At 40.6% G+C, this 26,535-nt stretch carries 22 protein-coding genes; 11 read left to right on the top strand and 11 right to left on the bottom strand.

From position 1 onward, the window contains the following. The 3 genes from hypF to hypE are packed head-to-tail and all read left to right on the top strand — an operon-like array spanning position 1 to position 4,382. Entirely contained in the window at positions 1-2,256 is a 2,256-nt protein-coding gene (gene hypF, locus D2V08_RS04375) for a carbamoyltransferase HypF (protein WP_119606855.1), read from the top strand. Positions 2,257-2,259: 3 nt separating this feature from the next. Then, positions 2,260-3,354, top strand: coding sequence for a hydrogenase formation protein HypD (gene hypD, locus D2V08_RS04370; RefSeq protein ID WP_119606854.1), 1,095 nt, complete (start codon positions 2,260-2,262; stop codon positions 3,352-3,354). A 2-nt stretch (positions 3,355-3,356) separates the two neighbouring features. After that, positions 3,357-4,382, top strand: a complete 1,026-nt coding sequence (gene hypE, locus D2V08_RS04365) for a hydrogenase expression/formation protein HypE (protein WP_119606853.1) — start codon at positions 3,357-3,359, stop codon at positions 4,380-4,382. Here hypE and D2V08_RS04360 read toward each other — a convergent pair. Continuing rightward, a complete protein-coding gene (locus D2V08_RS04360; RefSeq protein WP_119606852.1) occupies positions 4,379-5,086 on the bottom strand; it encodes an urease accessory protein UreH domain-containing protein in 708 nt (235 codons plus the stop codon). The genes hypE and D2V08_RS04360 overlap by 4 nt on opposite strands. 122 nt (positions 5,087-5,208) lie before the next feature. Then, on the bottom strand, positions 5,209-6,132 hold the full coding sequence (locus tag D2V08_RS04355) for a LysR family transcriptional regulator (RefSeq protein WP_119606851.1): 924 nt from the start codon (positions 6,130-6,132) through the stop codon (positions 5,209-5,211). A 94-nt stretch (positions 6,133-6,226) separates the two neighbouring features. On the opposite strand from D2V08_RS04355, the gene D2V08_RS04350 reads away from it, so the two are divergent. The 7 genes from D2V08_RS04350 to D2V08_RS04325 all read left to right on the top strand — a co-directional run bounded on the left by D2V08_RS04350 (position 6,227) and on the right by D2V08_RS04325 (position 14,553). Further along, complete coding sequence (locus D2V08_RS04350) at positions 6,227-6,535, top strand: hypothetical protein (RefSeq protein WP_100816126.1); 309 nt, start codon at positions 6,227-6,229, stop codon at positions 6,533-6,535. 80 nt (positions 6,536-6,615) lie between these two features. Further along, positions 6,616-6,816, top strand: a complete 201-nt coding sequence (locus D2V08_RS17200) for a hypothetical protein (RefSeq protein WP_147374066.1) — start codon at positions 6,616-6,618, stop codon at positions 6,814-6,816. A gap of 21 nt (positions 6,817-6,837) precedes the next feature. Then, complete coding sequence (locus tag D2V08_RS04345) at positions 6,838-8,295, top strand: proton-conducting transporter transmembrane domain-containing protein (protein ID WP_119606850.1); 1,458 nt, start codon at positions 6,838-6,840, stop codon at positions 8,293-8,295. Further along, positions 8,292-10,667, top strand: coding sequence for a DUF2309 domain-containing protein (locus D2V08_RS04340; protein WP_119606849.1), 2,376 nt, complete (start codon positions 8,292-8,294; stop codon positions 10,665-10,667). Before D2V08_RS04345 ends, D2V08_RS04340 begins: the two co-directional genes overlap by 4 nt. A gap of 95 nt (positions 10,668-10,762) precedes the next feature. Further along, the gene (locus tag D2V08_RS04335) at positions 10,763-11,872 is read left to right on the top strand and encodes a DUF6340 family protein (RefSeq protein WP_119606848.1); all 1,110 of its coding nucleotides are present in this window, start codon (positions 10,763-10,765) and stop codon (positions 11,870-11,872) included. A 94-nt stretch (positions 11,873-11,966) separates the two neighbouring features. Further along, positions 11,967-13,112, top strand: a complete 1,146-nt coding sequence (locus tag D2V08_RS04330; RefSeq protein WP_119606847.1) for a helix-turn-helix domain-containing protein — start codon at positions 11,967-11,969, stop codon at positions 13,110-13,112. Positions 13,113-13,149: 37 nt separating this feature from the next. Continuing rightward, positions 13,150-14,553: a S41 family peptidase gene (locus tag D2V08_RS04325; protein ID WP_119606846.1), complete on the top strand. Its 1,404-nt coding sequence runs from the start codon at positions 13,150-13,152 to the stop codon at positions 14,551-14,553. A gap of 61 nt (positions 14,554-14,614) precedes the next feature. On the opposite strand, the gene D2V08_RS04320 is transcribed toward D2V08_RS04325, so the two are convergent. Beyond that, positions 14,615-15,376: a 3-keto-disaccharide hydrolase gene (locus D2V08_RS04320; RefSeq protein WP_119606845.1), complete on the bottom strand. Its 762-nt coding sequence runs from the start codon at positions 15,374-15,376 to the stop codon at positions 14,615-14,617. Positions 15,377-15,540: 164 nt separating this feature from the next. Between D2V08_RS04320 and trxA the strand changes: the two genes are divergently transcribed. Further along, a complete protein-coding gene (gene trxA, locus D2V08_RS04315; protein WP_100816133.1) occupies positions 15,541-15,840 on the top strand; it encodes a thioredoxin in 300 nt (99 codons plus the stop codon). Positions 15,841-15,849: 9 nt separating this feature from the next. Here trxA and D2V08_RS04310 read toward each other — a convergent pair whose 3' ends face one another. The 8 genes from D2V08_RS04310 to D2V08_RS04270 all read right to left on the bottom strand — a co-directional run bounded on the left by D2V08_RS04310 (position 15,850) and on the right by D2V08_RS04270 (position 26,528). Further along, on the bottom strand, positions 15,850-16,710 hold the full coding sequence (locus tag D2V08_RS04310; RefSeq protein WP_119606844.1) for a universal stress protein: 861 nt from the start codon (positions 16,708-16,710) through the stop codon (positions 15,850-15,852). A 3-nt stretch (positions 16,711-16,713) separates the two neighbouring features. Then, positions 16,714-17,559, bottom strand: coding sequence for a universal stress protein (locus D2V08_RS04305; protein WP_119606843.1), 846 nt, complete (start codon positions 17,557-17,559; stop codon positions 16,714-16,716). A gap of 155 nt (positions 17,560-17,714) precedes the next feature. Further along, entirely contained in the window at positions 17,715-19,334 is a 1,620-nt protein-coding gene (locus tag D2V08_RS04295) for a sodium:solute symporter (protein ID WP_119606841.1), read from the bottom strand. Between the two features lie 9 nt (positions 19,335-19,343). Beyond that, on the bottom strand, positions 19,344-20,531 hold the full coding sequence (locus tag D2V08_RS04290; RefSeq protein ID WP_100816138.1) for an aldose epimerase family protein: 1,188 nt from the start codon (positions 20,529-20,531) through the stop codon (positions 19,344-19,346). A 20-nt stretch (positions 20,532-20,551) separates the two neighbouring features. Beyond that, positions 20,552-22,057, bottom strand: coding sequence for an L-arabinose isomerase (gene araA / locus D2V08_RS04285; protein ID WP_100816139.1), 1,506 nt, complete (start codon positions 22,055-22,057; stop codon positions 20,552-20,554). Positions 22,058-22,071: 14 nt separating this feature from the next. Beyond that, positions 22,072-22,773: an L-ribulose-5-phosphate 4-epimerase gene (locus D2V08_RS04280; protein WP_100816140.1), complete on the bottom strand. Its 702-nt coding sequence runs from the start codon at positions 22,771-22,773 to the stop codon at positions 22,072-22,074. A gap of 2 nt (positions 22,774-22,775) precedes the next feature. After that, positions 22,776-24,452, bottom strand: a complete 1,677-nt coding sequence (locus D2V08_RS04275) for a ribulokinase (RefSeq protein ID WP_100816141.1) — start codon at positions 24,450-24,452, stop codon at positions 22,776-22,778. A 57-nt stretch (positions 24,453-24,509) separates the two neighbouring features. After that, a complete protein-coding gene (locus D2V08_RS04270) occupies positions 24,510-26,528 on the bottom strand; it encodes an alpha-L-arabinofuranosidase family protein (RefSeq protein WP_100816142.1) in 2,019 nt (672 codons plus the stop codon). Between the last annotated feature and the right edge of the window lie 7 nt (positions 26,529-26,535).

Here is a 26,535-nt window from a genome sequence, read left to right as displayed (position 1 = left end):
GTGCCCAAAACCTACAAAATATTGGTAACCGGTCGAGTGCAAGGGGTTGGGTTTAGACCCCATGTCTTCAAATTGGCCAATACATTCCAATTACTGGGCACTGTATCCAATAATGAGGAAGGCGTTATAATCTACCTTACCGGTGAACCTGATGTGGTCGGTCCTTTTTATGAATCATTGACAAGCAATCCTCCAAAAGCGTCAAAAATAAAGGAGCATCATCTCCATGAAACAGACTATCAAAATTTTGATGGATTTTCAATTGTTCCTTCCATAAAATCAGGAAAATTAAACTTACAACTAACGCCCGATTTTGCTATTTGTGATGATTGTAAAAAAGAAGTCGCTGATGAAGACAATAGACGTTACCACTACCCTTTTACAACCTGCGTGAATTGTGGTCCGAGATGGGCCATAACCAATTCGTTTCCGTTTGAGCGAAACCATACGAACTTGGAATCGTTCGAAATGTGCAATACTTGCGCAAACGAATACAAAAATCCAGCGGACAGGCGATTCCATTCGCAAACCAACACCTGTTCCGATTGTGGGATTGAACTAAAGCTCTCCTCCGCAGATGGTAGGCCGATTTCAACAGACCATATTTTAAAAAAAACTGCGGAACTGATCAAAGCAGGCAACATCTTGGCCATTAAAAATACCAGCGGGTATTTGCTGTGTTGCGATGCGAACAATCCAGAAGTGATCAAAAAACTACGGGATAGAAAAAACCGACCCACGAAACCGTTTGCCATTCTATATTCTTCATTGTCTTTGCTAAAACAGCATTTAAATATCAAGGCGATTCAAGAGAAAACACTGACCTCTCCTGAAGGCCCCATCGTGATAATTCCCAAAAACGATTTCAAAGGCAGTTTGGCTTTGGATGAACTTGCCCCCAATCTTAATCAACTGGGTATTATGCTCCCCTACTCTGGCATTTTGCAGTTGTTTGCTACTGAACTGCAGATCCCAATCGTTGCGACCAGTGGCAATATACATGCATCCCCAATTATCAGTGAGGTGGAAATGGCACATGAGGAGTTATACCAAGTTGCCGATTATTTTTTGGACCATGATTTAAAAATCACTAATCCACAAGATGATTCCGTAATCAAGTTTAGTGCTCGGTACAATGAAAAAATCATCTTCAGAAGATCAAGAGGACTCAGCCCCAATTTTGATACCGATATCGATACCGATAAAAAAATTATGGCCATGGGCGGTCACCTGAAAAGCACCATTGCTTTTTTGCCCAACGATTATTTGTACATCAGTCAATATTTGGGAAACCTGGACCATTTTGATGTCGTTGAACGCTATATAAAAACCACAGAAAGATTTATGCAACTGTTTGAAGCATCACCAGAAGTCCTTTTGGCAGACAAACATCCGGGGTACAACAGCACCCGATATGGCATAGAGCTTGCCAACAAATTAAAGGTGGATTTTTACCAAGTTCAGCATCACAAAGCTCATTTTGCCTCTGTCTTGGGAGAGCATGCGCTTTTTGATAAAAAATCGGCCATTATGGGCGTAGTTTGGGATGGAACCGGTTTTGGGGATGATTCGCAGATTTGGGGCGGTGAGTTTTTCAACTATCAAAATGGGGAAATGGAACGCGTAGGGCATTTTGACTATTACGATTGGTTGGCCGGGGACAAAATGGCCAAAGAACCTAGATTATCATTTTTCTCTTTGGCAAATGATACAATGCAGGATAAAATCAGTCAAATATTTTCAGAAGAAGAAATGGCGATTTATCACCATTTAAAGAAAAAAGAATCCCTAAAAACCTCATCGGTGGGCCGACTTTTTGACGCTGTCGCATCGCTTCTAAACCTTTGCGATTTTAATACCTATGAAGGCGAGGCCGCCATTCTTTTGGAAAATCAAATTGGGGATTATGAACTTGAAAATTGCAAAACCTACGTATCAGAAATCGTAAATGGAATGGTCCCCACAAAGAAGCTCTTCAATAATCTTTATATCGATTTTAAAAAAGGGATTGAGAAGGATGAAATCATAGTGAATTTTCTATTCACCTTGGCAACTATAGTCATTAAAATGGCAGAACAATTGAACATCAAGGAGATTGCCATGAGCGGTGGTGTATTTCAAAACACCGTTTTGGTAGATATGATAAAAGAAATATCAGAGGACAATTACAAGCTATATTTTAATCGTAACTTAAGTCCTAACGATGAAAACATTTCTTTCGGGCAACTTATGTACCATCAACACATAAAAAATTGAAAGATGAAGTATTTGAGCGAATATAGAAACCTGGAGGCGACCAAACAATATTTGGACCTTATCGAGAAAACCGCCACCCAAACATGGAACATCATGGAAATCTGTGGTGGGCAGACGCATGGATTGGTAAAAAATGGCATCATTAACCTGCTGCCAGAAAACGTCCGAATGATACATGGTCCGGGTTGTCCTGTTTGCGTTACCCCCCTCAACTTGATAGACAAGGCCATTGAATTACTTGAAAAAGGGGTTATTGTTTGCTCGTTCGGTGATATGGTACGTGTGCCGGGCAGCAAAAAAAGTCTTTTGGAAGCCAAAGCAAATGGTGGCGACCTCCGCATCCTATATTCTCCATTGGAAGCTGTAAATATTGCCAAACAAAACCCGGATAAAGAAGTGGTGTTTTTTGCGGTTGGGTTTGAAACTACGGCACCGGCCAACGCCCTTTCGGTTTTGCATGCCAAAAAGGAAAACGTTACCAATTATTCCATTTTGGTTTCCCATGTACTTGTTCCCCCGGCCATGGAAGGAATTTTAGATGACGAACTGTGCACAATAGATGCATTTCTTGGCGCAGGTCATGTTTGTGCCATAATGGGAATGAAAGAATATTACCCATTGGTTGAAAAATATAAAATACCCATTGTCATTACCGGGTTTGAGCCCTTAGATCTTGTACAAGGAATCTATATGGCCTTGTTACAACTGGAAAAAGGTGAGTACAAATTGGAAAACCAATATTCCCGAGTGGTAAAGGAAGAAGGAAATGTTGAAGCAAAAAAAATGATGGAAGCTGTTTTTGAAATAGCAGATAGGGAATGGAGGGGTATTGGTTCCATACCGGACAGCGGTTACCGCCTTAAAAAAGAGTTCCTTGATTTTGATGCTGAAACCAAATTTAAAATCAGTTCCATAACAACTCCGGAAAATTCAGCTTGTATTGCTGGTCAGATTCTGAAGGGCATCAAAAAACCGCACCAATGCGAACAATTTGGAAAGGCTTGCACCCCCTCCAACCCCTTGGGAGCACCCATGGTGTCATCTGAAGGTGCCTGTGCCGCTTATTATCATTTTTCAAACGACTTAATCACATCCTAACCATGAGCAATAAAGATATTGGATACGATACCATCAACTTGGGACACGGAAGCGGGGGATTAATGACCCGCGATTTGTTGGACCATATCATTTTTGAAACTTTCAGCAATCCCTATCTGGACCAAAAACATGATGGTTCCATTATCAAAGTAGATGGTGAAATGGCCATTTCCACAGATAGCTTTGTAGTATCTCCCATATTTTTCAAAGGCGGGAACATTGGTGAGCTAGCCGTAAATGGGACCGTGAACGATGTGGCCATGTGCGGTGCGAATCCCAAATTCCTTTCCTTGGCTTTTGTTGTTGAAGAAGGCTTGCCCATGGGGGATTTTATAAAAATCGTGAAATCCATAAAAGAAACCGCAGATCGGGCCGGTGTACAGATCATTACTGGAGACACCAAGGTTGTGGAACGTGGTAAAGGCGATAAAATCTTCATCAATACCACGGGATTTGGAAAGGTGCACCCCGAAGCACATATCTCTCCATATAAAATAAAGGCAGGAGATAAAATTATCATCAGTGGCCCTGTTGCACAGCACGGAATGGCCATTATGTCGCAACGGGATGGCCTTGAATTTGAATCGACCATTGAAAGCGATACTACTAACCTCAACTTTTTGGTAAATGATCTTTTGGATGGCTTTGGAGATAAAATCCATTTGTTCCGAGATCCGACTCGAGGCGGATTGGCCAGTGTACTTTCAGAAATAGCCAGTGATACCGAATTGGGAATTTCCATCAAAGAAACCGAAATACCTTTGGATGATCAAGTGGCAGCAGCTTGTGAAATTTTGGGTCTGGACCCTTTGTTTGTTGCCAATGAAGGCATTTTCGTGACTATTGTCGATGCAGAAGTGGCTGATGCTGTTCTCGAATTGATGAAAAAAGATAAAAAAGGGGCAAGAGCTGCATGTATCGGTGAATTCACCCAAGAACATCCCAAAAAAGTAGTAATGCACAGTGTTATCGGAGGAAAGCGAATGGTTACTCCAATGATTGGGGAACAATTGCCCCGAATCTGTTAAGTGCTAAAAATCCAATAAATCCCGATGACAATGGCAAAGAGGCCACCTGCCATTCGGATACCGTTGAAAAACATATCGCTATGTCCATTTTTGGCAATGGACGACACCTTACCAATGACGAAGGCAAACGTAACCATCGCAACAAGTATCCCAGCTCCAAAACCAATGACATAAGCTATCGAGTCAGATTGTGTTTCAAAACCTAAAACTGGCAAAAACAATAAAAAATGCGAAATACCGGCCAAACCATGCAATATACCCACAGAGAAAGATGCCAAATTGTTCTGTCTCAATTTCTCATTATGTACATGGTGATGGGAACTGTTATGTTCATGTTGGTGTTCATGGGAATGTATTACAGGTGAATTTTCTGCATGGACGTGTAAATGCTTGTGGTGTTTTCTCTTTTTGAAGATTCTGTACAAAGCCCAAAAACCAATTCCTATCAATACCAAGCCTACCAATTGCTCGCTGTAATTAGAAATCTCATCAACTGGAATAATTTCCCTGAATATGGCGAACAGCAAACCAATGGCCATCATTCCCACTAGGTGTCCAATGCCCCAAAAAAGTCCAATTTTCCAGGCCTTTCGTTTTGACTCTATGGCAAACGGAGCTACTGCCGCCAAATGATCCGGACCGGCAATAACATGAAGAATGGAAGCGATTAGCCCAGCAGTCAGAGGAAAGGTGGTTAACATCATTATTCTTGGAATAGCTGTAGTAAATCTACAAATTTTGCAGGTTACTTTTGTTTCGTTGATAAGGCTTTATTACAGATTGTTATATCCGAATAGCGTCGTCAAAAGAATGAGTAACTTCAAATTCAAAAATCATCTATCCAGTCAAACTTCTTCTTGATTATTTCTTCCTTTTTTTCTTCCAGGTAATTCAAAAAGGCGACTGCAGCTGGCGAGAGATTTTTTGACTTTAACCAGATTAGGTTCCAAGTGGTGGTTATGGGTAAGCCCTTTACTGGGATTATCTTCAAATCCTTGTTCAACAACTCATTTTTTATGCCTATTAGCGGCATTATTGAACAACCGAGTCCAGATACTACCGCTTGCTTGACTGCTTCATTGGAGGTCAACTCCATTTTCTTGTTTACCTTAAAATTGTTTTGTTCTATAAACCCCTCCATTGCATTTCGTGTAGCAGAGCCCGGTTCCCGATAAATCAAGGGTATTTGTTCGAACAATTTTTTTTTGGTCGGGTTTTTCGACAATTCTCTATTGTAATCGCATACATAAATTAATTTATTGGGCATCAATTCCACTCCCTGAACATTCAATTTATCGGGTAGGACGGAAACCAGGGCAAAATCAACTTCGTTAAGCTCCAAGCTTCTTACCACCTTGGTTTTGTTCGTAACATCCATCACAAGATCCACTCCACTGTTATCTTTCATAAAACCTGACATGAAATAAGGCATAACATATTTTCCTGTAGATACCACCGATATTTTCAGGCGTCCTGATAGCTTGCCCTGATAGGCCATTGTCCTATAGTTAATTTCTTGAACCTGATTTATGATTTTTTCGGCGGCTTGAGCAATTTCTTTGCCAAAATCAGTGATAAAAAGTCGCCTACCGACCACTTCGGTTAGTGGAATTGGAAACTGATCCTGAAAATTTTTAAGCTGGATAGATACGGCTGGTTGTGTTAAATGAAGCTCTTCCGAAGCCTTCGTAATACTCTGTAATTCAGTTATTTTAAGAAATATTTGAAGTTGGTGCAACGTATAATACATAAATATTTTTAATATATATTATTATAAATATAAATAAAAATTAATGATAAATATCTATAACCTTTGCAATCGAAATCATTGTTAAAACCAAAACATGGAAACAAAAGAATTAGCTGAAACCTTGATCGACAAACAAAAAATCCAATTAGTAGACGGAAAATTCACCCCGACCGAAGCTTCCGATGTTATTACATCTTTAATTGATGAAAAAATCAACTTCCACAAAATCCAAAGATTAAAGATTTGGGAAGGTAACCATCATGGCAAGACCAATTTACTGGACAACCGCATACAAGAATTGGAACTCGAAAAACAAACTGCAAGAGACATTGTAAACCAAGCAAGAACCAAAGGTAAAAATGTAACGATAAACGGCATTTTAGAAATTACGCTGGAAGATTGATAAATGACTATCCAGGAATAAATCTCCTGATGAATAAGCTATACTAAACCAAAACACAAATTCAATTTAATTTAATTTCTATGCAATCATCAAAAACAACAACAATAACCCTTGTAGGTGTACTATTGGTAGCATCTTTTATTGTGGTCTCTTATTGGAACGAATCCTTATTCCTAGATCGTATTTTATTGTGCAGCTTTATTCTAGGCGTTGCTCTATTGGCAAATCTGCGAAGTGGAGTTCGAAGAGTTATCCCCGAAGAAGAAAAAAAGAATCTATAATTCTTTAAAACCACCGAGATAATGGCACCAATAACGAGCACCATCAAAATCTCTTCAAAAAAAACTGATATTACCGGGACAATCCCGGTTTTATTTTGGGTAATTTTTTTGGCCAATCTGATTTTTACCATCTCTTTTTACCCAAATATTCCCGATTGGCGATGGGAAAATCTATTTAGAATAAACGGGTTTACTTCATTGTTATGGACCACCGTAACGTTTTTTAGTGCAATAATCGGTAGTTATGCAAACTCGTATTTTAAGGACAGTGACCAAAAATCCAAGTTTATGATATTGTCCCTTGGATTTACCCTGGGAGTAATGCTTTTTGTAATATCCGAGCACCTTGTTTTATTGTTGCTGAGTTGGTTGCTCATGGGCACCATCATGTCTGGATTGATAGGTCTGGATTCCAATTGGGGAGATGCACGGGAAGCCAAACGATTTACGAGGCAATACTTCATCATCGGTAGTATTTTTTTAAGTATAGGCCTGCTGTTACCGGCATCCTATAACAATACAATTACGATAAGCGGATGGGTCGCTTCCATAGCGCAAGCACCAAGCTATATTAAAGTCATTTCGGCCTTATGCATCATTATGGCTGCACTGATACAATCAGCTATATTTCCGTTCCACAAATGGTTGCTTTCCGCGATGACCGCACCCACGCCTGCTTCTGCACTAATGCATGCCGGTTTTGTAAATGGTTCCGGTATATTACTGACCTTGTTCGCCCCTTTACTGATTGCTTCCAATACATTGGAAATACTTCTGGTTGTTGGTGGGCTGACAGCTATACTGGCGCAATTCACCAAATTGATTCAAGTCAATGTAAAGCAACGCTTAGCATGTTCTACCATTGCCCAGATGGGTTTTATGATCATGCAATGCGGACTGGGCTTTTTCAACGCAGCGATTGCCCATTTGATTCTGCACGGGTTTTACAAAGCCTATCTTTTTCTTTCATCCGGTGAAGAAATTGAACAATCAAGACCCAGTGAGCCACCAGTAATCCGAATAAAATGGTTGCAGGCACTTGTTGTGTTATTCTTCAGCATATTGGGCGCGTACCTCTTTGTCCTGTTCACTGGTAAGGGAATGCATTTGGATAGCGGTATCTTCCTTACCCTTATTGTATCCATTACGGTGGGACAAGCCACTTATAATATCGTAAAGCATAATCCCCTTTCAGGAATTCAGAGAATGATACTGCCACCTGTTCTTTTCATCTCAGGTATTGGTGTGTATTCGCTGATCTACAATGGGGTTACTGCACTTATGGTAGACATGCCTCTAGTGGCTTCGCCTACGGAGCTATCAACAACTCAAATTGTTTTTGGGATTGTGTTCTTGGTTGGCTTCTTTATGATGAAACTTGGCATCTATCGCAAAATTCCGTGGATATATGTCAAATTGCTCAACCTATCACAGCCCAAAAATCGCACAATTTTAATGTATAAATCCAAATTTCAATGAAGCTAATAAATCTGAAACATCATATTGATAAAGCCTCCAAGGTTATTGGAAACACTTGGCCTCTTTATTCCTTTGTGACATCCAATCCACTAAGTGGCTACGAACAATTACCATTTTCAGAAGCTGTTAATCAAGCAAAGCAAATATTGAATGCCAGGGTATATCCAAAGGCCTCTATTTATCGTAAGGCTTGGGAAACTGGGGAGATTGAAAAAGTCGAACTCATCCAAACGTTAAAAGAAAATGGATTTGAGTCTTCACCAGAATCCTATTTGGAGCAAATGGAATCTGAAAGGCCCATCGAAACCAAAAACGAAAACCATGATTTAGACAGAATAATGGTGAAATGGTTGTCCGCCTTTATGGATGAAGGTTTGGCGGAATGGGAAATGCCCTTTAAAAAATCAGGTTTTTATAAGGCTTGGAGGCAATTGGCTCCCTATGATGCTGAAGTTGGAAAAATAAGCCGAAAGGATATTCCAAAAACCAGTGAAGAGGTACTTTCAGAGATATTATCAGGATATCCAGAACAGGAAGTCCATACTATTTTTACCTATCATTTGGCCGCCTTACCAGGTTGGACGGGTTACATTAAACATAGAAGCACACAAGCATGGCAAGAGGCATATCCTATTGAGCTTAAAGACTACCTAGCTGTTAGACTCTGGACTGCCAAGCAATTAAAAATGGAAGTTTTGCCCCCAGTTATTGGAAACAAAGGCAATTCGGAAATAGTGAAGTTACAATACCTTTGGCTTAAAGCTTGGGAACAAAGTTGGCAAAACCGACTAATGTCTCATCTTGAAAAGGAATCTATCGCTGTTCAAGAAGGTGAGCATTCAAATCAGACACCCGATGCCCAATTTGCCTTTTGTATCGACACCAGATCGGAACTAATCCGAAGGCACGTAGAATCTGCGGGAAATTATGAAACTTTTGGTTATGCTGGATTTTTTGGTATTGCAATGGATTATGAAAGCTCTACAGATGGTATTTCACATAAGTCGTGCCCTCCTATTGTAGACTCTTGTTATTCTGTTTCAGAAATTGCGCAAAACAATAAAAGCCAAGAGAAAAAAGTCCAAGACAGGAAAAATGAAGTGAGAAAATTTTGGAACTATTTTCTAAAGCGAATGAAGAATATGTTGCCCTCTACATTTGGTTTTGTAGAAGGTTCAGGCTTTTTCTATGGAATGCAACTACTCTTCAGAACCATAACTCCCGCACCACTTTACCGCTTTACTCAACGAAACAACTCCACCTATGAGTGTGTTTGCGAACCTGAAATTCTCAAATCAGGTGGGGAAGACCTGAATATTCCCGCAGAGGAAAAAGCAACGATCGTTAAGTCGGCTTTTGAATTGATGGGATGGAAACAGTTTGCTCCACTCATCTTATTTGTAGGTCATGGAAGTCATTCGGCAAACAACCCTTTTGGCTCCAGTTTGGATTGCGGTGCATGTGCTGCAAGTCCAGGAAGACATAATGCACGAATGCTTGCCAAATTGGCCAACGACCTCGAAGTAAGGCGGATTGTAAAAGAAAAGTTCCAAATAGAGATTCCGGAAACCACTTTTTTCCTGGGTGCCGAACACAACACAACAACAGATGAAATAGTGCTCTTTGATTCTAGCTTGCCCGAATCACACCAAAAACGAGTGAAAGCATTGAAAAAGAATCTACAAAAAGTACAAGAAACAGCTACGCAAGAAAGATTGGGAGCAACTAGAAACAGTCTCTCTCAAGCCCAAACCAATGCCAGCAACTGGGGAGAAACAAGACCTGAATGGGGATTGGCCAAAAATGCGAGTTTTATCATCGCACCAAGAAAAGCGACCCGAAACCTAGCACTTGATGGTCGCTCTTTTCTGCATTCCTATGATTGGAAAACCGACAAAGAAGGGCAGGTCCTGGAAACCATCATGCAAGGTCCCATGGTAGTTACACAATGGATAAACAACCATTACTACTTCTCCACGGTAGATAATGACAAATTTGGAGGGGGGACCAAGGTAACCCATAATATCACAGGTAAATTTGGAGTAGTCCAAGGAAACGGAGGCGATTTAAAAACAGGGCTTCCATGGGAGTCGCTTTATACTTCCAAGGATACACCCTACCACCCACCACTGCGTCTTTCTGTGATTATTCAAGCACCTTTGGACCAAGTCAAAACCATAATTGCCAAAAATGAAAGTTTAAAAGCATTGGCTGATAATGAATGGGTTTATTTAATAGTGATGGATCCATTGGAAGGAGGAACTTTCTATCGCTACGAAAGAAAAGTGGGATGGTCATCAACCTCTGATGAAAAGACTACGACCAAGAAAAAAACGCTCCGAAGAAACATGCCGGAAGAAGTTCTGGCATAACCGATTGTTCTTAATAAGTAGGAACAAGTTTGATTTGAACGTGAAACCTGTAAATTTTATTTACAGGTTTTTTGGTTTTAAAAATATCTAACTGTTTGAAAATAAAAGATATTGATTACACGTTGATGCCTATGGAAAGTCTTCCAAATTATGCAATGGCACGTTTGTTGTGTTTTACCATCTCCCAAAGCCTTACAATTATGAAAAACTTTAACCTTTTACTGCTTTCTGTAATCACTTGTAGTTTGGTTTCCTGTGCCAGTTCTGGATTTGTTTACCTTGATTACCCTCAAGAACCAGAGCTTATTTTACCAGAGGGAATGGAAGAAATAGCTGTAGTAAACCGTTCATTGACCAAAGAAGAGGACAAAAAAAATAAAACGTTGGAATCCATAGTTACAGGTGAAATCGCAGGTTCCGATAAATTAGCTTCCGATGAGGCTGTAAAAGGTTTCTTTGATGGACTGCAAAACAGTAATCGCCTGAAAGCCGTGATACCCCCAAATGTTCGCATTTATGGAACAGGAACAAGACAAACCCCTGAAATTTTAAGTTGGGACCAAGTAGATGAAATTTGTAAATCTACTAATGCGGATGCGCTGTTGGTATTGGAAAACTTTGACTCCAATTCGGATTTTGTGATAGCCAATGCGGTGAATCAGGTTACTTCGGTTTTAGAAACAGGAAGAACCAACACGCGATTTCCTCGACGTGCACGGGTCAACGTCAAAAGCTTTTGGAGGCTATATGATCCCTATAACAAAACCATCATAGACCAGTTTCAGCAGACTTATTTTATGGATTTTGACTTGTTCAGCGGAGCTGCGCCACTTTCCGCACTACCAGAAACAGCTTATGCCGCTGGAATTGATTACACTAACCGCTTTTTTACAAGCTATTACCGAGTCAGACGAGACATGTATAAAAAAGGCAAAGGAAGGGACAAAAACCAATTTGCTGCAGGCTGGAGAAGCAGCGAAGTAGCCAATTGGGACAATGCCATTAAAATATGGACCGATGTGGTCAATAATTATGGTAAATCTGCAGGAAGAGCAGCTCACAATATTGCTGTAGCCTACGAAGTAAAGGGAGAGACGGATTTGGCTTTGGAATGGGCTCAACGCGCCTATCAAGAGTTTGGAGATAAAATGGCACGTGACTACGCTAAGGTTTTACTGAACCGTAAACGACTGGTAGAATACTAAACCTAGATTTAGCAACAATGCTCAAAGTGTGTTACTTTGAAGATCAAATGTATTGAAAAAAGTTAACTTGAAAATTGGCTAACTTAGCAACCATATGAGTTCGCCAAATCCCATTTTAACGACCATCATATTTATATTTGCAGCACAGGCCATCATATTGGGTATTTTGTTACTCGCCAAACGTCCACGGAGCCAATCTCAAATCTTTTTATCGCTCCTTATTTTCTTTTTTGCATTAATGGCATTGAATATTGCCCTTGTAAATGTACTTAGCAGTTATAACATGATGGATACCTTTAGGTATGTTCAGCTTGAGCTGCTTTACGGCATAGGACCAGCACTTTACTTTTACACCAAAAGTATCACTGACAATGACTTCAAATTTTCAAAAAAAGATCTGATTCATTTTGTTCCGTTGCTATTGGAATTTATTTTTTATCGGACCGCTTTTTACAGATTGGGTGCCGATGGCCTGTATCAAACACAGCCTCACCCTTATACCAAATTCTATTTGGCAGAACAGTGGTTGGGCATTTTATCCATTACCATTTATAGCATCATATCACTTTTGGTCCTGTTCCGATATCAAATTTGGCTGAAACAGCGTTTTTCCAATCTGGAAAACAAGTCGCTGCATTGGTTAAAAGCCCCAATAATCATTTATTCAGTATTTTGGATAGGCTGGATGGTTTTGACCGAGATTGACCGTTTTGTTTTTGACAGGGATTTAAGGGATGCCTATTTCCTACCCACTTTTGTAGGGTTGGCCATTGTAACCTACTGGATTGGTTTTAAGGGTTACTTAAAAGCCCGTACAGAAACTTCGGGCTACTCCTCAAAAAAGAACATATCAGAAGATAACATACACAATCCCGCATGGGCAGAAAAAATAACCGAAGTAATGGAAAGCCAAAAGCCCTATTTGGATTCTGAACTGGATTTGACCAAATTATCGAAACTCGTAAACCTGAATCCAAAACAAGTTTCCCACACGATCAATCGCAGTTTTTCCAAAAACTTTTATGAGTATGTGAACAGCTATCGTGTTGAAGCATTTAAACAATTGGCAGCTAAACCCGAAAACAAAAAATTAACTCTGCTGGGCCTTGCTTTTGATTGTGGTTTTAAATCCAAATCCACTTTTAATGATGTTTTCAAAAAAACTACGGGAACAACACCTAGCGAATATGTGAATCAGCTCAAAAAAGAGTCCGAAAAGAAGCAGTCGGTCGCTTCGTAAGCACAATGAAACTAGTTTTGCGGAAAATTTAAATTTGATGAAAGCTATTTTTATATCCTACACCTCTTATCACAAGCTTTTGTTTGTTTTTGGCTTATTCTTCGGGCTAAACCTGCAAGCACAAGAACTTTTTTCCAGAAGTGACGTATTAGAAGATTTGGCGTTTTTAAAGGAATCCTTGGAAGAGACACATTACAACCTCTACGCCTATACCCCAAAACAAGAGTTTGATGAAAACTACAACCAAGTCAAAAATGAAATAAGGAAGGATAGTTTAAGTTTATTGGAGGTGACCTCTCTCTTCCAAAAAGTAATTTCAAAAGCAAAAAATGGCCATACCGAAATAGGGTTTCCCGGAAAATCCTATGGCGCTTATGCCAATGCTGGCGGCACCCTTTTTCCTTTGGAAATAGCCTTTGAAGATGGGAAATCCTTAATCCGAAAAAATTGGTCCAACAACGATGCTATTAAAGTTGGTGCTGAAATTCTTAGCATTAATAGTGTTTCGATGACGGAGGTTTTATCTGAAATACATCCTTTGATTTCCGCAGAACGCCTCTATTTTAAAAATGCCAAATTAGAGTTGTATTCTTTTCCAAGATATTACTGGCAGGTCTATGGTGAGCAAGAGCGTTTTGAGGTTGTGATCAGATCCGATGGTGCTATAAAATCCTATATGGTTGATGCAGTAGAGTTGATTGAGGGGTATGAAATGAAAAGGACCGAATTGATCAATTCTGAGAGAAAGTTGGAATTCATCGGAGCATCTGCCTATCTCAATCCTGGTGGTTTTGGTGGAGATGAAGCAAAATATCAAAAATTTATTGATTCGACATTCATCAAAATAAAAGAACGTAAGAGTACAAATTTAATCGTTGACCTAAGGAACAATCCTGGCGGTGATGATTCCTTTAGTAATTATTTGGTATCCTATTTTGCGGACAAACCTTTTAAATGGAATTCAAGTTTTAAATTGAAAACGAGTGCGTTTTTAAAGGAGCACACCCAAAAAAACTACGATACAACCAACGTATATTGGCAAAGTGCGCTCAACCATAAAAATGGTGAGGTTTACGAGTATGAATTCGGAAAATACGCCCCTCAACCCAAAACCCAAAGATTCTCGGGCAAGGTCTATGTATTGGTCAACCGCCAATCGCATTCTCAATCAACGGTAACGGCAGCACAAATCCAAGATTATAGTTTTGGAACCATTGTAGGGGAAGAAACTGGGGAATATGCTTCGCTTTATGCATCCATATTCCAATATAAACTACCTAAAACCCAGATTTCCGTACATGTATCCAAAGGAAAAATGGTCCGTGTCAATGGAAGCACCAAAGAAGAAGGTGTAATTCCTGATATTTATATCAAAGACCATTTGTTGGACGAAAAAGATGAAATCTTACAAGGGCTTTTACAGGTAATTACCAAAAAATAAAAAGTGATTACTTTGCTTATCCCTTTTTTCTGGATTTTTGATATAGAAAAGCCAATTCCCCCTAAAGCTCTCTGATTTTAATGTTTCGGAACCATGTTTCAAAATACCAGTATTGCAATGCTATTTTGCCTTCGGTGGTTTTACCGAACTCAGGGTATTTGGAAAAATGGGTCTCGGCAATTTTTTGTTCCCATTTGGGTGAACTCAAATCTTCCTCGGCCGTAAGGACACCATTTAAGTAGAATTCAATTTTACCATCCACCTGTTTTATCCGGGTTTTATTCCACTCCCCTTGTTTTACCTCTACCGTATTTTGTTGCGGCAAGAAAACATAAAGGCAACCTGGGCGCTTTTCGGGCACATCATAATCCATATGGTCCGCACCCAATATTTGATATTCCGGGCCACTTTGCCAAGCCGTAGGCACTTGCGGCAATTCCTGAACATTGATAAAAATTCCACTATTTCCATTTCCCGAAATCTTCCATTCCAACAAAAGCTCGTAATTGGAATAGGACTTATCGCTCACAAGGTCACCTGCTGTTAAGGATTCATTGTTGGCATTGCTATGAAGTTCACCATCAACAACCTCCCAAACCGAATCGGCATTTGGATTATTGTACAAATGCCATCCATCCATAGTTTCGCCATCAAACAGCAACTCCCAACCTTGCTCTTTTTCTACATCCAACAATTGGTTATGGGTAGCGTTTTCCACCGCGGCTTTTTTTGTTCGCCAGCTATCGGTTTCATCCTTCTTCTCACTTTTGCAGGACACCATTACCAATAGCGCTATAATGAATCCAGTGATTTTTGTATACATGTTCAAAGTAGTTTGTTTTTGTTGTGCAGTGGTTAAAGATAGAAAAAGTATGCGACCAAACTCTATCTCAGATATTCTATGAAAGCCTCTCAAGGTCAAGGTGACATAAGTCACTTTAAAAAAAAGTGGGTTTTTATAAATTGCAGTGTTTAATTTTTAGAACTATGAAAGGAAATTTTTCAGCTTTGATAAACAAAGACCAATTGACACTTATCGATTTTTCGGCCGAGTGGTGTGGTCCATGTAAGATGTTGGCTCCTATTTTAAAGCAGGTAAAAGACGAAATGGGCGATTCTTTAAAAATTGTAAAGATAGATGTCGATAAGAACCAAAACCTCGCCAATACGTACCAGGTTAGAGGTGTGCCCACTATGATATTCTTTAAGAATGGGGAACAACTCTGGAGAAAATCCGGAGTATTACAAAAAGGGGAAATTGTGCAATTGGCAAAGTCGTTTTTGTAAACTCCCCTACTATTCAAATAAATGAATGACCAAAAATGGCACTGTCGAATTAAAGGTCACTTTTTTGATAACAGGTTCACGTGTCAATCTTTGAAAGAAAGAGTGATCTTGATTGATCATTACTACCATATCAAGAGTTCTATCCATATCAACGACATTTTGAATGGTCTGGTTAACCGAAGTATCTTTTTCGACCTCCACAAACTCATAGTTGACCGATTTAAGGCGTTTTTCCAATGCAAGCTTGGAAGCCTTTTGCTTCGAAGTAAGCTCGTTCAAAGTTCCTACATGCGTAATCCACAGTTTAGCATTGAAATGTTCGGCTAAGTTCAACACTGGCTTTAATTCGTAGTTTTCAAAAAGATGTTCATAACCCGTTGCCAATAAGATGGCATCTATTTTTCCCTCTGGTCGATAATCATCAGGTACGGCTATAATCGGGCAGAAATCAATATCCTTGATTACATTATAGGTATTGCTTCCCATGAAAACTTCTTTTAATCCAGACGATCCCTTGGTACCCATTATGATGTAATCTATTTCTTCGTTATACACTGTTTTTCCTATGGCATTGACAAGGGTACCGGCAACAGAACGGATTATAAATGTATGTTCTGGGTTACTATCAAAACTTTTTATTTTCTCCAATTCCCTATTTAGTTCCCGTTGGGATTGTTCCTTGATTAGATTATATAGACGCGTATCGTTGGCACCGGCCATTTTTGTTGACAATCCTGATGCACCGACCTGATAAGAATTCAGAATAAAGAAATCACATGGAACATCTTTAAAAATGGTCAAAGCGTATTCAATGGCATTCCAAGAATTCTTGGAAAAATCCGTTGGCAATATGATTCGTTTCTTTTTCATTGTTCACCGATTTAAGTTTTGCATCACCATAAATGGTATTTTGATCTTCAGGCCAAGCAAATCTACCGTTGACCTGTATAGCATATCTTCAAAAAAGGAGTGTCTCGAATTCATCATTACGAGCATTCCGGATTCTTTCTTTTCTATCTGCTCCATAATAACCTCTGCTTTGTTTTTAATGGGAGCTGTCTCAAAATATAGATAGGGTTTGGTAAGAGTCTCCTCTAAAAACAATCTGTTATCCTCTTGTCTTGGACTGAGTTCATCAAAATCGGTAATGTACAAACAGTGGACCTTGGACTTAAATTTTCCGGCCAAATCACCCAAAAGCTTTAGTTCCCTTCGCTTGTAGGGAAGCAAATAATCTGTAGGGAACAGTATGGATTTGGGTTGTCTGTACTCAAAATCTTTAGGTATGGCAAGTACTGGGCACTTGACGTACTTAAAAATTTCGATGGTATAGCTCCCAAAAGTGGTTTTGTGGTTACTAGTCTCTCCCTTGGTGCCCATAATCACCAAATCGATGTTCATTTCGTCCACAAAATCATTAACGCCATCAACAAGATTGTCAAAACATGTAACGACCTCAAAATTATGCAAGGGGTTGGGTGGTTCACCGATAACAGTATCCAATAATTGGTACAGTTTTTTCTCCGTCTCCTCCTTCTTTTCTTGTTTTAATTTTTCTATATCTTCCTTTTCTGCCGTTTTATATTGCCCATAGACCTCTTCCGCATAAGCATGCAACACAAAAAAACAAGCCCGTTCACACTTAAAAAGTTCTTGTGCATATTGTAATGCGTGCAAGGCATTCTTAGAAAAATCGGTAGGAATCAATATGGTTTTCATGGCGGTCTCGCTTTTCTCAAAGATATATCCCAACAAGCTGGTAAAAAATGATATTGGTCAATCCATCTTTTTAAATAAAGAACTTGAAGTCAGTTTATCCATAAAAAAATGCCCCTTAAAAAGGGGCATTACTTTTATCATATTTTTTAATCGTATCATTTCCCGTTGAACCATATCATCACATAGATAACGATGGCTATGATGACAAGCGAAATAACAATATCCTTCCAATTGTAACTGCTTTTGTTCTTCTTTCTTTCTTCATCAGAAATGGTAGCATACGTAAGGTTCTTCAGTTTTTCGTCCGAAGGTGGTGCGGTAGCATAGCTCACGACCAATATCAGAATAATACAGAAAAGGAAGAACCATGCCGCGAAGGACAAAAAGTTCATATCGCCCAAAAGGAACCAGAAACTATCGGGATCTAATGAATCTTTCACTAGTTCCAAGATAATTCTCAAAGCGCCCACGATAAACCCAACGACCATGGTCACAAACGCACCTTGTGAATTAATCCGTTTATGGAAAATACCTAATAGGAACACTGCCGTAATTGGAGGTGCAATGTAAGATTGGACACTTTGTAGGTATTCATAAAGTACCCCAGAAATATTGGCCATTATAGGAATCCAAACAATACCAATAATCACAACGATCACCGTTGCTATCTGACCTGTCCTTACCAATTTTTTCTCTGGTGTGTTTGGCCTTAATTTTTTGTAGATATCTACTGTGAACAAGGTAGAACACGAATTAAATACGGATGCCAAGGAACTCATCAAGGCTGCCAATAGACCTGCCGCAACCAACCCTCTAAGTCCTGACGGCAATAAATTGCTCATCAAAACAGGGAATGCCTGGTCTGGACTATCCCAGTCTAATTCACCCCTCATTTTTAATGTAAGTGCAATTACACCTGGAATCAAGAATAAAAAAACGGGCAACAATTTCAACAAAGCTCCAAAAATTGTCCCTCTTCTACCTTCTTTTATGTTTTTAGCCGTCAATGCACGCTGAACAATGTATTGGTCGGTACACCAATACCAAATACCTGTAATGGTGCTCGCAATTAAAAGTGACGGCCATGGGAAATCGGGGTCAGATGCAGACCTCCACATGTTTAGGTACTCTGGGGTTACCGTTTGTTTCATACTCTCCCATCCACCTACATGATCTAGACCAATAAACGTCAGGGCCGCAGCTCCAACCACCAAAATAATGGCCTGTAGTGTTTCGGTATAAACCACGGCACGCATTCCTCCAAGCACCGTGTAAATTCCGGTCAGTACCACGGTCGCAATAGCCCCTGTCCAAAAATCGATGCCCAAGAGTGCGGAAACTACAATACCTCCTGCATAAATGGTCACGGAAATTTTGGTGAGCACATAGGCCACGATGGAGAATACGGAAAGAATCCATCTTGCCCTGGCATCAAAACGTTTTTCCAAGAACTCGGGCATGGTAAAAACTCCCGCCCGTGCATAAAAGGGCAGAAATACCCATCCCAAGATCAAAACCACCCAAGCCTGTATTTCATAGATGAGCATGGGCAAACGATCTCCAGCACCAGCTCCTGCCAGTCCCACAACATGCTCCGAACCAATATTGGAGGCAAAAATAGAGGCACCAACAACAAACCACCCTACGTTTCTACCGGCCAAAAAATAGTCTTCGGTATTGTTTTCCTTTTTCCGAATTACCCATAATGCAATTCCAAGAAGGACCAAAAAGTATAGGGATATTGCAATCCAATCAAAAGTATCCAGTGTCTGCATAATAGTTTTTTATTTGGTTGATAGTTTGAACATTGTCCGGGATGTATATGTTTCTCCGGGATTTAATCTAACAGAAGGGAAATCGGCTTGGTTCGGGCTATTTGGAAAATGTTGTGTTTCCAAACAAAATCCAGAACGTTGACCATAAGTCCCTCCACCTTTTGCAGGCAAAGTGCCATCCAAAAAGTTTCCGCTGTAAAATTGCATTCCTGGTTCATTGGTGTAAACTTCCATAAAGCGGCCTGTTTCTCCATGATATGCCGAGGCTACCATCCCAAAACCTTCTTCTCCTTTATTGAGTACCCAGCAATGATCATATCCCTTACCAAGTTTCAGTTGTTCGTTATCCGCTTCTATTTCCTTACCAATTAATTTTGACTCTTTAAAATCAAAAGGAGTGGAAGCAACAGGTCTCAACTCTCCAGTGGGAATCAGTCCCCCATCAACAGGCAAATAGGTATCTGCATTCAGATAAATTTCATGGTCCAAGATTTGCTCTGAAAGTTGGCCCGACAAGTTAAAATAACTATGTTGTGTTAAGTTAACCACGGTCGGCTTGTCCGTTACAGCCTCATATTGGATGTCCAATTCGTTGTTATCCGTGAGTGTGTACGTAACCTTTACATCCAATTTTCCGGGGTATCCTTCTTCCCCATCTTGACTGGTGTAGGTAAGTTCTATAACCGCACCCTCTTCCGTGTTTTTGGCAACACCGTTCCAAAGGACTTTGTCAAAACCCTTTTCTCCTCCATGGAGGTGGTTATCACCGTCATTTTTGGCCAATGTGTAGGTTTTACCTTCTAGGGCAAACTCACCATTGGCAATACGGTTGCCGTATCTACCAATAAGTGCTCCAAAGTAGGGGTTACCATCCAAATATGGTTCCAGGGATTCGAAGCCCAATACCACATCCTCATAAAGTCCATTTTTATCTGGAGCTGTCCAACGGGTTATGATACCACCATAGGTGATAACATCAACTTCCATTCCCGCTTCATTTTTTAGGGTGAACTTCTTCACTTTTGTACCATCTGGCATTTCGCCAAAGATGGTTTCCTCAATCGGATTTTGTTTGCTCTCGGTTTTTACAGTTTCCATTTCTGAATGGCTTTCTTTTTTGCTTTGCTTACAGCCTGTAACGATAAAGACCAAAAGTAAAACAGCGTAAAATATTGAAGGTTTGGTTATCCTCATCATCATAATTTTATGTTAGTTGATTACATGCCATGCTGAAACAACTGATAGTATGCTTCGTTGGCATGGAGTTGATCTTTAAATGCTCTAAGTTTTGTGTCCGAATCTATGACTAAAAGTTCTATTCCGAAAATATCGGCAAAATCTTCCATATATTCTGTGGTCAAAGCTTGTGTATAAACAGTATGGTGTGCTCCACCGGCATGAATCCATGCTGTTGCGGCAACATCCAAACTTGGTTTAGCATCCCATAGTACACGGGCAACCGGTAATTTTGGTAAATCGGCCATTGGTTCCACAGCTTCTACTTCGTTAACGATCAAACGGAATCTGTTCCCCATATCAATCAATGAAGCGTTCAATGCATCACCTGCTGGCGAATCAAAAACCAATCTTACAGGGTCTTCTTTACCTCCGATTCCCAAAGGATGTACTTCACAAGATGGATTTGCACTTGCAATCGAAGGACAAATCTCCAACATGTGGGACCCCAATACATAATCTTTTTGCGGAGTAAAGTGGTAGGTATAGTCTTCCATAAACGAGGTTCCACCTTCCAATCCTTCGGCCATTACCTTCATCGTTCTGGTAAGGGCTGCGGTTTTCCAATCACCTTCTCCACCAAAACCGTAACCATCTGACATCAAACGCTGTACTGCCAGACCTGGTAATTGTTTCAAAGCGCCAAGATTCTCGAAAGTATCGGTAAAGGCCTTGAACCCACCTTCATCCAAAAAAGTTCTAAGTCCCAGTTCTATTTTAGCTGAATCGATCAAAGATTGTCTTTGCGCTCCATTTTTCTGAAGAGATTCTGACAAATTGTAGCTGGCTTCGTATTCCTCAATCAATTGATCAACTGCTTTTTGGGCCAATCCAGCAATAATATTGGTAACGTCAGAGGAGTCGTAACCATTTACCGCTACACCAAAACGCATTTGGGCGGCAACCTTATCACCTTCGGTAACGGCAACCTCGCGCATATTATCCCCGATACGAGCAACTTTCATATGTTTCAGTTCATCAGCTCCAAGCGCTACGCGTGCCCAAATGGACAATTTGTTCTGTACGCGTTCATCTTTCCAATGACCTACCACAACCTTACGGTTTTTGCGCATTCTGGACATCATAAATCCAAACTCTCGGTCACCATGTGCCGATTGGTTCAGGTTCATAAAATCCATGTCAATACTATCCCATGGGATTTCCGCATTAAATTGGGTATGCAAATGGCATAATGGTTTACTTAATATCGTAAGACCTGCAATCCACATTTTTGCCGGAGAAAAGGTGTGCATCCAAGCCACTATTCCAATACATGAAGGATTATTACTGGCTTCACGACAAAGTGAAGTAATTTCTTGAGGGGTGGTAACTATGGGTTTAAAAACCAATGTAACCGGCAACTTATCCGCTGCATTCAATCCATCAACAATAGCTTTTGAATTGCTGGCCACTTGTTTTAAAGTCTCTGGCCCGTATAGATGTTGGCTTCCCGTGACAAACCAGATTTCTTTTTCGGATATTTTCATTGTACTGTAGTTGTTTATTGACCGTAATAGGCATTTTTACCATGCTTACGCTCGTAGTGTTTTTTTATTAGTGAATCTTTTAGTCTAGGAGCTTGCGGATTGATCTGCAATGTCAGATAGGCCATTTGGGCCACTGTTTCCAATACTTTGGTATTATATACCGCCTTAGCTGCATTTTTGCCCCATGCAAATGGGCCATGGTTACCGATCAGCACCATTTCGACCTCGTTGTAGTCCAAATTTCTTTCCTTGAAACAATCCAAGATTTGAATTCCTGTATTGTGTTCGTAGTTTCCTTCAATGAGTTCATCTGCCATGGGTGGCGCGCAAGGAATATCTTGTGTCAAGTGATCTGCATGTGTGGTTCCAAAAATTGGAATATCCTTTTGGGCCTGTGCCCAAGAAACAGAATACATGGCATGCGTATGGGCAACACCACCAATATTCGCCCAGTTTTTATAGAGATAACTATGGGTTTTTGTATCGGATGAAGGTCTAAGTTCACCTTCTACCACATTATTATCGTAATCCATAATCACGATATCTTCAGGTTTAAGAGTTTCGTAAGGTACGCCACTGGGTTTTATGGCAAAAACAGCATTATCCCTGTCCACAGCACTCACATTACCGAAGGTATATATAACCAGTCCCAAGGCATTGAGTTCCATGTTGGCCTCATAGCATTCTTCTTTGAGCGATTTATATTTTGAGCTCATCCTTATTTATTTTTATTGGTTTGTTCTTCCACAAAACTTCCAAGTTGTTTGTATTCTTCCAGTAATTTGGCATATACTTCCACTTGTGAAGATTGCGGGAAATATTCTGCTTCAAAATCACTTCCCATTACTTTACTGGCCTCAATCACATTTTCGTAGATTCCTGAGGCTACAGCGGCATAAATTGCCGCACCCAAAGCAGGTGCCTGGTCCGATTCCGCCACTTTAATGGGCATGTTCAATACATTGGCCAATGTCTGCATAATAAAAGGCGATTTTCTAGCCACTCCGCCAATGCCGATTACAGTTTCGATTTTTACTCCTTCCTCCTCAAAACGATCTACGATCATTTTGGCTCCAAAGCAAATCGCGTTCACTAAGGATTTAAAAATATGTGGTGCCTTGGTTCCCAAAGAGATTCCAGAAATAGCACTTTTTAATTCTTGGTTGGCATCCGGAGTTCTTCTTCCATTTACCCAATCCAAGGCTACCGGCACGGATTCAGAAAGAGGAATACCCTCTGCTTGTTCGGCCAAAGCTCTAATAAATTTTGATTCCACTTCCGCCTTAAGTTCTTCTTTTTGAACTTCCGAAAGGACCTTCGAATTTAAAACAAGATTGTCTATTGGCCATTGCAATACACTTTTGAACCATGCCAACACATCGCCAAAAGCAGATTGACCTGCTTCCAATCCTACCATTCCAGGAATTACGGAACCATCAACCTGTCCACAGATTCCCTTAACGGTTCTGTCTCCCACAGCTTCATTGGAGGACACCATGATATCGCAGGTAGAGGTTCCCATGACCCGAACCAGTGCATGGTGATCCACTTTGGCACCAACTGCTCCTGCATGGGCATCAAAAGTACCTACGGCAATCACCGTATTCGTGGTTAGACCCAATTTGTCAGCCCATTCTTCATTTAAATGGCCAGCAATTTCGTTGGATGTAAACGTTTCTTCGTACAAATCATCTCGAAGCGACGCTAGGTACGGGTCCAATTTGGACAAGAACTCTTTATCAGGCAAACCACCCCAGCTCTCGTGCCACATGGCCTTATGTCCTGCCGCACATCTGCTTCTTTTAAATGCTTTTAAGTCTTTCTCATCTGCCAAAAGGTAGGTGATAAAATCGCAATGCTCCATCCATGTGTGCGCAGCATCAATTACCTCTTTGTCTTCTCGGGCCACATGAAGTATTTTGGCCCAGAACCACTCTGAAGAATAAATCCCACCTTCAAACATGGTATAGTCCACCCCTCCCCAGTTTCTGGCCAATTCGTTGATTTCATTGGCTTCTTTTACTGCGGTGTGGTCTTTCCAAAGCACCATCATGGCATTTGGATTCTCCTCAAAACCCTTTACACAAGCCAATGCAGTTCCATCTTTGGTCACCGGCATTGGAGAAGAACCCGTTGTATCTATACAAATACCCTTTACGGTTTCTGGGGATACCCCGCTTTGCTCCATTACAGAACTAATTGTGTGTTCCAACCCCTCAATATGATCTAAGGGATGCTGACGAAACTGGTTGATGGCTGGCTTACAAAATTTTTGTGCTTTCCATCTGGGGTACCAGAACACTTCTGATGCCAATTCTGCTCCGTTTTGGGCATCAATCATCACCGCTCTAACCGAGTCGGAACCATAATCGAGTCCTATTACATATTTCTTCATTAATCCTGTGCTATCTTCAATTCATTATCTATTTCGCAGGCAAAACGTTGCGTTTCCCTAAATCTTTACTTTGTAAATACTGAAAGCTTGAGCTGGAATGGTAACCCCCAATATATTTCGCTCCATAGTTGCAGAGCCTCCATTTGGACTAATTTTCAAAGGGTCTTCAAACGAGTTTTCCGCCTCTAAATCGTCCATTCCCATGGTCAAAACCGAAACATTAGTTGTAATACTGCCACCCTCTACCTGGATAGAAAGGTTTTGATTTTGTCCTGATGTATTCACCACCTTAATAATCAATTCATTGGTGTTGACATCTTTAACCGCAGTGGCATACAGCCCATCTTTCCCTATAATTTTATCTCCATTCTCGGTAATTCTCAAAAGGTCAGTACCTGGATTGGTGGAATACATTTTTTGAACCTGATAGTTAGGGGTACCAAACGATTCCAAGTTATTGAACCATATCATGTCCGGTGTCCATTGCCAACCATCGGCATGTGCCATTAGAGGTGCATAGGATGTGAGGTGAACTACCTCTGCGTTTCTTTCCAACCCGGTCATAAAGGCTGCTTCGGAAAGTGCGGACTCCCAGTTGTTTTTATTATCAGGGCTCGCTATGGCCACGGTTTGCGCAGCATATTCCCCAGCGAAAACCTTGGGTCCATTACGATCATAACTATCATATCGGTCTGCATTTTCGCGGAACCATTCTGGTGGTTTGTAATAATGTTCATCCACAATTTCTGCATTCATTTGCTTCAACTGTTCCCAACCATATTCGAAATAATCTCCTTCTGGAAAGGGTCCGCTTCCCGAAACAATAATAATTTCTGGATACTTGGATTTAATGGCTTCTTGGAACACTTTATATCTTTCAATGTATGCCGGTCCCCATTGCTCGTTTCCGATTCCAATGTACTTCATATTGAAGGGTTCTGGATGGCCCATATCGGCACGTACCTGGCCCCAAGGAGTGTCGGTGTCCCCATTGGCGAACTCTATCAAATCAAGGGCATCTTGTACATATGGATCTAATTCATCCATTGGAACCAGTTCCCCCGTGTTGAATTGGCAAGCAATCCCACATCCTAGGATGGGAAGCGGCTCCGCTCCCATATCTTCCGATAATTGGAAGTATTCGAAGAATCCTAGTCCGAAACTCTGATAGTAATCCGGAGTTGGTCGGTGCGCAAATTCGGTGTTCCAACGATTCACCAATATTTCTCTATCCTCGATATCCCCGACGGTTTTTTTCCATTGGTATCTTCTGGCCAAGGTTCTTCCTTCTACAATGCATCCACCTGGAAAACGAAGAAACCCCGGGTTCATATCGTCAAGTAACTGAACTAAATCCTTACGAAGCCCTTTTTTTCTTCCTTTCCATGTATCTTGAGGAAAGAGGGAAATCATATCCAAGTCAATCTCACCTTCTCCCTCGAAGGTAATCTTGACCCTTGCTCTCATTTCAGTTTTGGATACTTTGAAGGTTGATTCGTAAGTCTTCCAAGAATCGCTATCAGGTGAAACTACTGTCTCTCCTAATACATTGCCCAAAGAATCTATGACTTGTAGTTTGATTTTTTGGATATCCCCGGATCGCTTTGCAGCATCTACCGAGAAGTCGTATTGAGCGCCCTCTTTAACTCCCATTCCACGGAAGCCTTCATTTATAAGCACGTAACCTTCATCGTTCTTGACCACAACACGGGCAAAATTATGATTGGTTCCTTCGTCCGAATATTTGATAACCGATAAAAACCCGGATTCGTTGTTATAGGAATGTCTATCGCTATTGGGCTCCACCCAACCCGTTTTGGGCAAGGTAAACTCAAAGGAGCGGTTTTTTATCATTTCGGCATACAACCCTCCATCTGCAGCAAAGTTGATGTCCTCAAAAAAGATTCCGTACATCGTGGGTTGTATTTTTATGCCGGTATCCTCCATGCTGACCACCAATTCCCTGTCGATTTCTATTGCGCTATCGTCGGCTTTGGTTTCCTCTTGATTTTTACAGCTATAAAAACCCAAGACCATAACCAGTGCCAAAAGCAGTACTCTAGTCATATTTTTCATGTTGTTT

The organism is Flagellimonas lutimaris (assembly GCF_003581615.1).
Taxonomy (GTDB): domain Bacteria; phylum Bacteroidota; class Bacteroidia; order Flavobacteriales; family Flavobacteriaceae; genus Flagellimonas; species Flagellimonas lutimaris.
The sequence above is the reverse complement of the archived record's forward strand: the minus strand, read 5'-3'. Positions and strand labels throughout refer to the sequence as shown.

What these genes read in the sequence shown, in the direction of transcription:
- trxA (WP_100816133.1), top strand. Translation starts at nt 15,541, where the DNA reads ATGAAAGGAAATTTTTCAGCTTTGATAAACAAAGACCAATTGACACTT.
- D2V08_RS04295 (WP_119606841.1), bottom strand. Translation starts at nt 19,334, where the DNA reads ATGCAGACACTGGATACTTTTGATTGGATTGCAATATCCCTATACTTT.
- hypD (WP_119606854.1), top strand. Translation starts at nt 2,260, where the DNA reads ATGAAGTATTTGAGCGAATATAGAAACCTGGAGGCGACCAAACAATAT.
- D2V08_RS04280 (WP_100816140.1), bottom strand. Translation starts at nt 22,773, where the DNA reads ATGAGCTCAAAATATAAATCGCTCAAAGAAGAATGCTATGAGGCCAAC.
- D2V08_RS04350 (WP_100816126.1), top strand. Translation starts at nt 6,227, where the DNA reads ATGGAAACAAAAGAATTAGCTGAAACCTTGATCGACAAACAAAAAATC.
- D2V08_RS04310 (WP_119606844.1), bottom strand. Translation starts at nt 16,710, where the DNA reads ATGAAAAAGAAACGAATCATATTGCCAACGGATTTTTCCAAGAATTCT.
- D2V08_RS04320 (WP_119606845.1), bottom strand. Translation starts at nt 15,376, where the DNA reads ATGTATACAAAAATCACTGGATTCATTATAGCGCTATTGGTAATGGTG.
- D2V08_RS04340 (WP_119606849.1), top strand. Translation starts at nt 8,292, where the DNA reads ATGAAGCTAATAAATCTGAAACATCATATTGATAAAGCCTCCAAGGTT.
- D2V08_RS04345 (WP_119606850.1), top strand. Translation starts at nt 6,838, where the DNA reads ATGGCACCAATAACGAGCACCATCAAAATCTCTTCAAAAAAAACTGAT.
- hypE (WP_119606853.1), top strand. Translation starts at nt 3,357, where the DNA reads ATGAGCAATAAAGATATTGGATACGATACCATCAACTTGGGACACGGA.
- D2V08_RS04275 (WP_100816141.1), bottom strand. Translation starts at nt 24,452, where the DNA reads ATGAAGAAATATGTAATAGGACTCGATTATGGTTCCGACTCGGTTAGA.
- D2V08_RS04360 (WP_119606852.1), bottom strand. Translation starts at nt 5,086, where the DNA reads ATGATGTTAACCACCTTTCCTCTGACTGCTGGGCTAATCGCTTCCATT.
- D2V08_RS17200 (WP_147374066.1), top strand. Translation starts at nt 6,616, where the DNA reads ATGCAATCATCAAAAACAACAACAATAACCCTTGTAGGTGTACTATTG.
- D2V08_RS04355 (WP_119606851.1), bottom strand. Translation starts at nt 6,132, where the DNA reads ATGTATTATACGTTGCACCAACTTCAAATATTTCTTAAAATAACTGAA.
- D2V08_RS04325 (WP_119606846.1), top strand. Translation starts at nt 13,150, where the DNA reads ATGAAAGCTATTTTTATATCCTACACCTCTTATCACAAGCTTTTGTTT.
- D2V08_RS04290 (WP_100816138.1), bottom strand. Translation starts at nt 20,531, where the DNA reads ATGATGAGGATAACCAAACCTTCAATATTTTACGCTGTTTTACTTTTG.
- D2V08_RS04330 (WP_119606847.1), top strand. Translation starts at nt 11,967, where the DNA reads ATGAGTTCGCCAAATCCCATTTTAACGACCATCATATTTATATTTGCA.
- D2V08_RS04305 (WP_119606843.1), bottom strand. Translation starts at nt 17,559, where the DNA reads ATGAAAACCATATTGATTCCTACCGATTTTTCTAAGAATGCCTTGCAC.
- araA (WP_100816139.1), bottom strand. Translation starts at nt 22,057, where the DNA reads ATGAAAATATCCGAAAAAGAAATCTGGTTTGTCACGGGAAGCCAACAT.
- D2V08_RS04270 (WP_100816142.1), bottom strand. Translation starts at nt 26,528, where the DNA reads ATGAAAAATATGACTAGAGTACTGCTTTTGGCACTGGTTATGGTCTTG.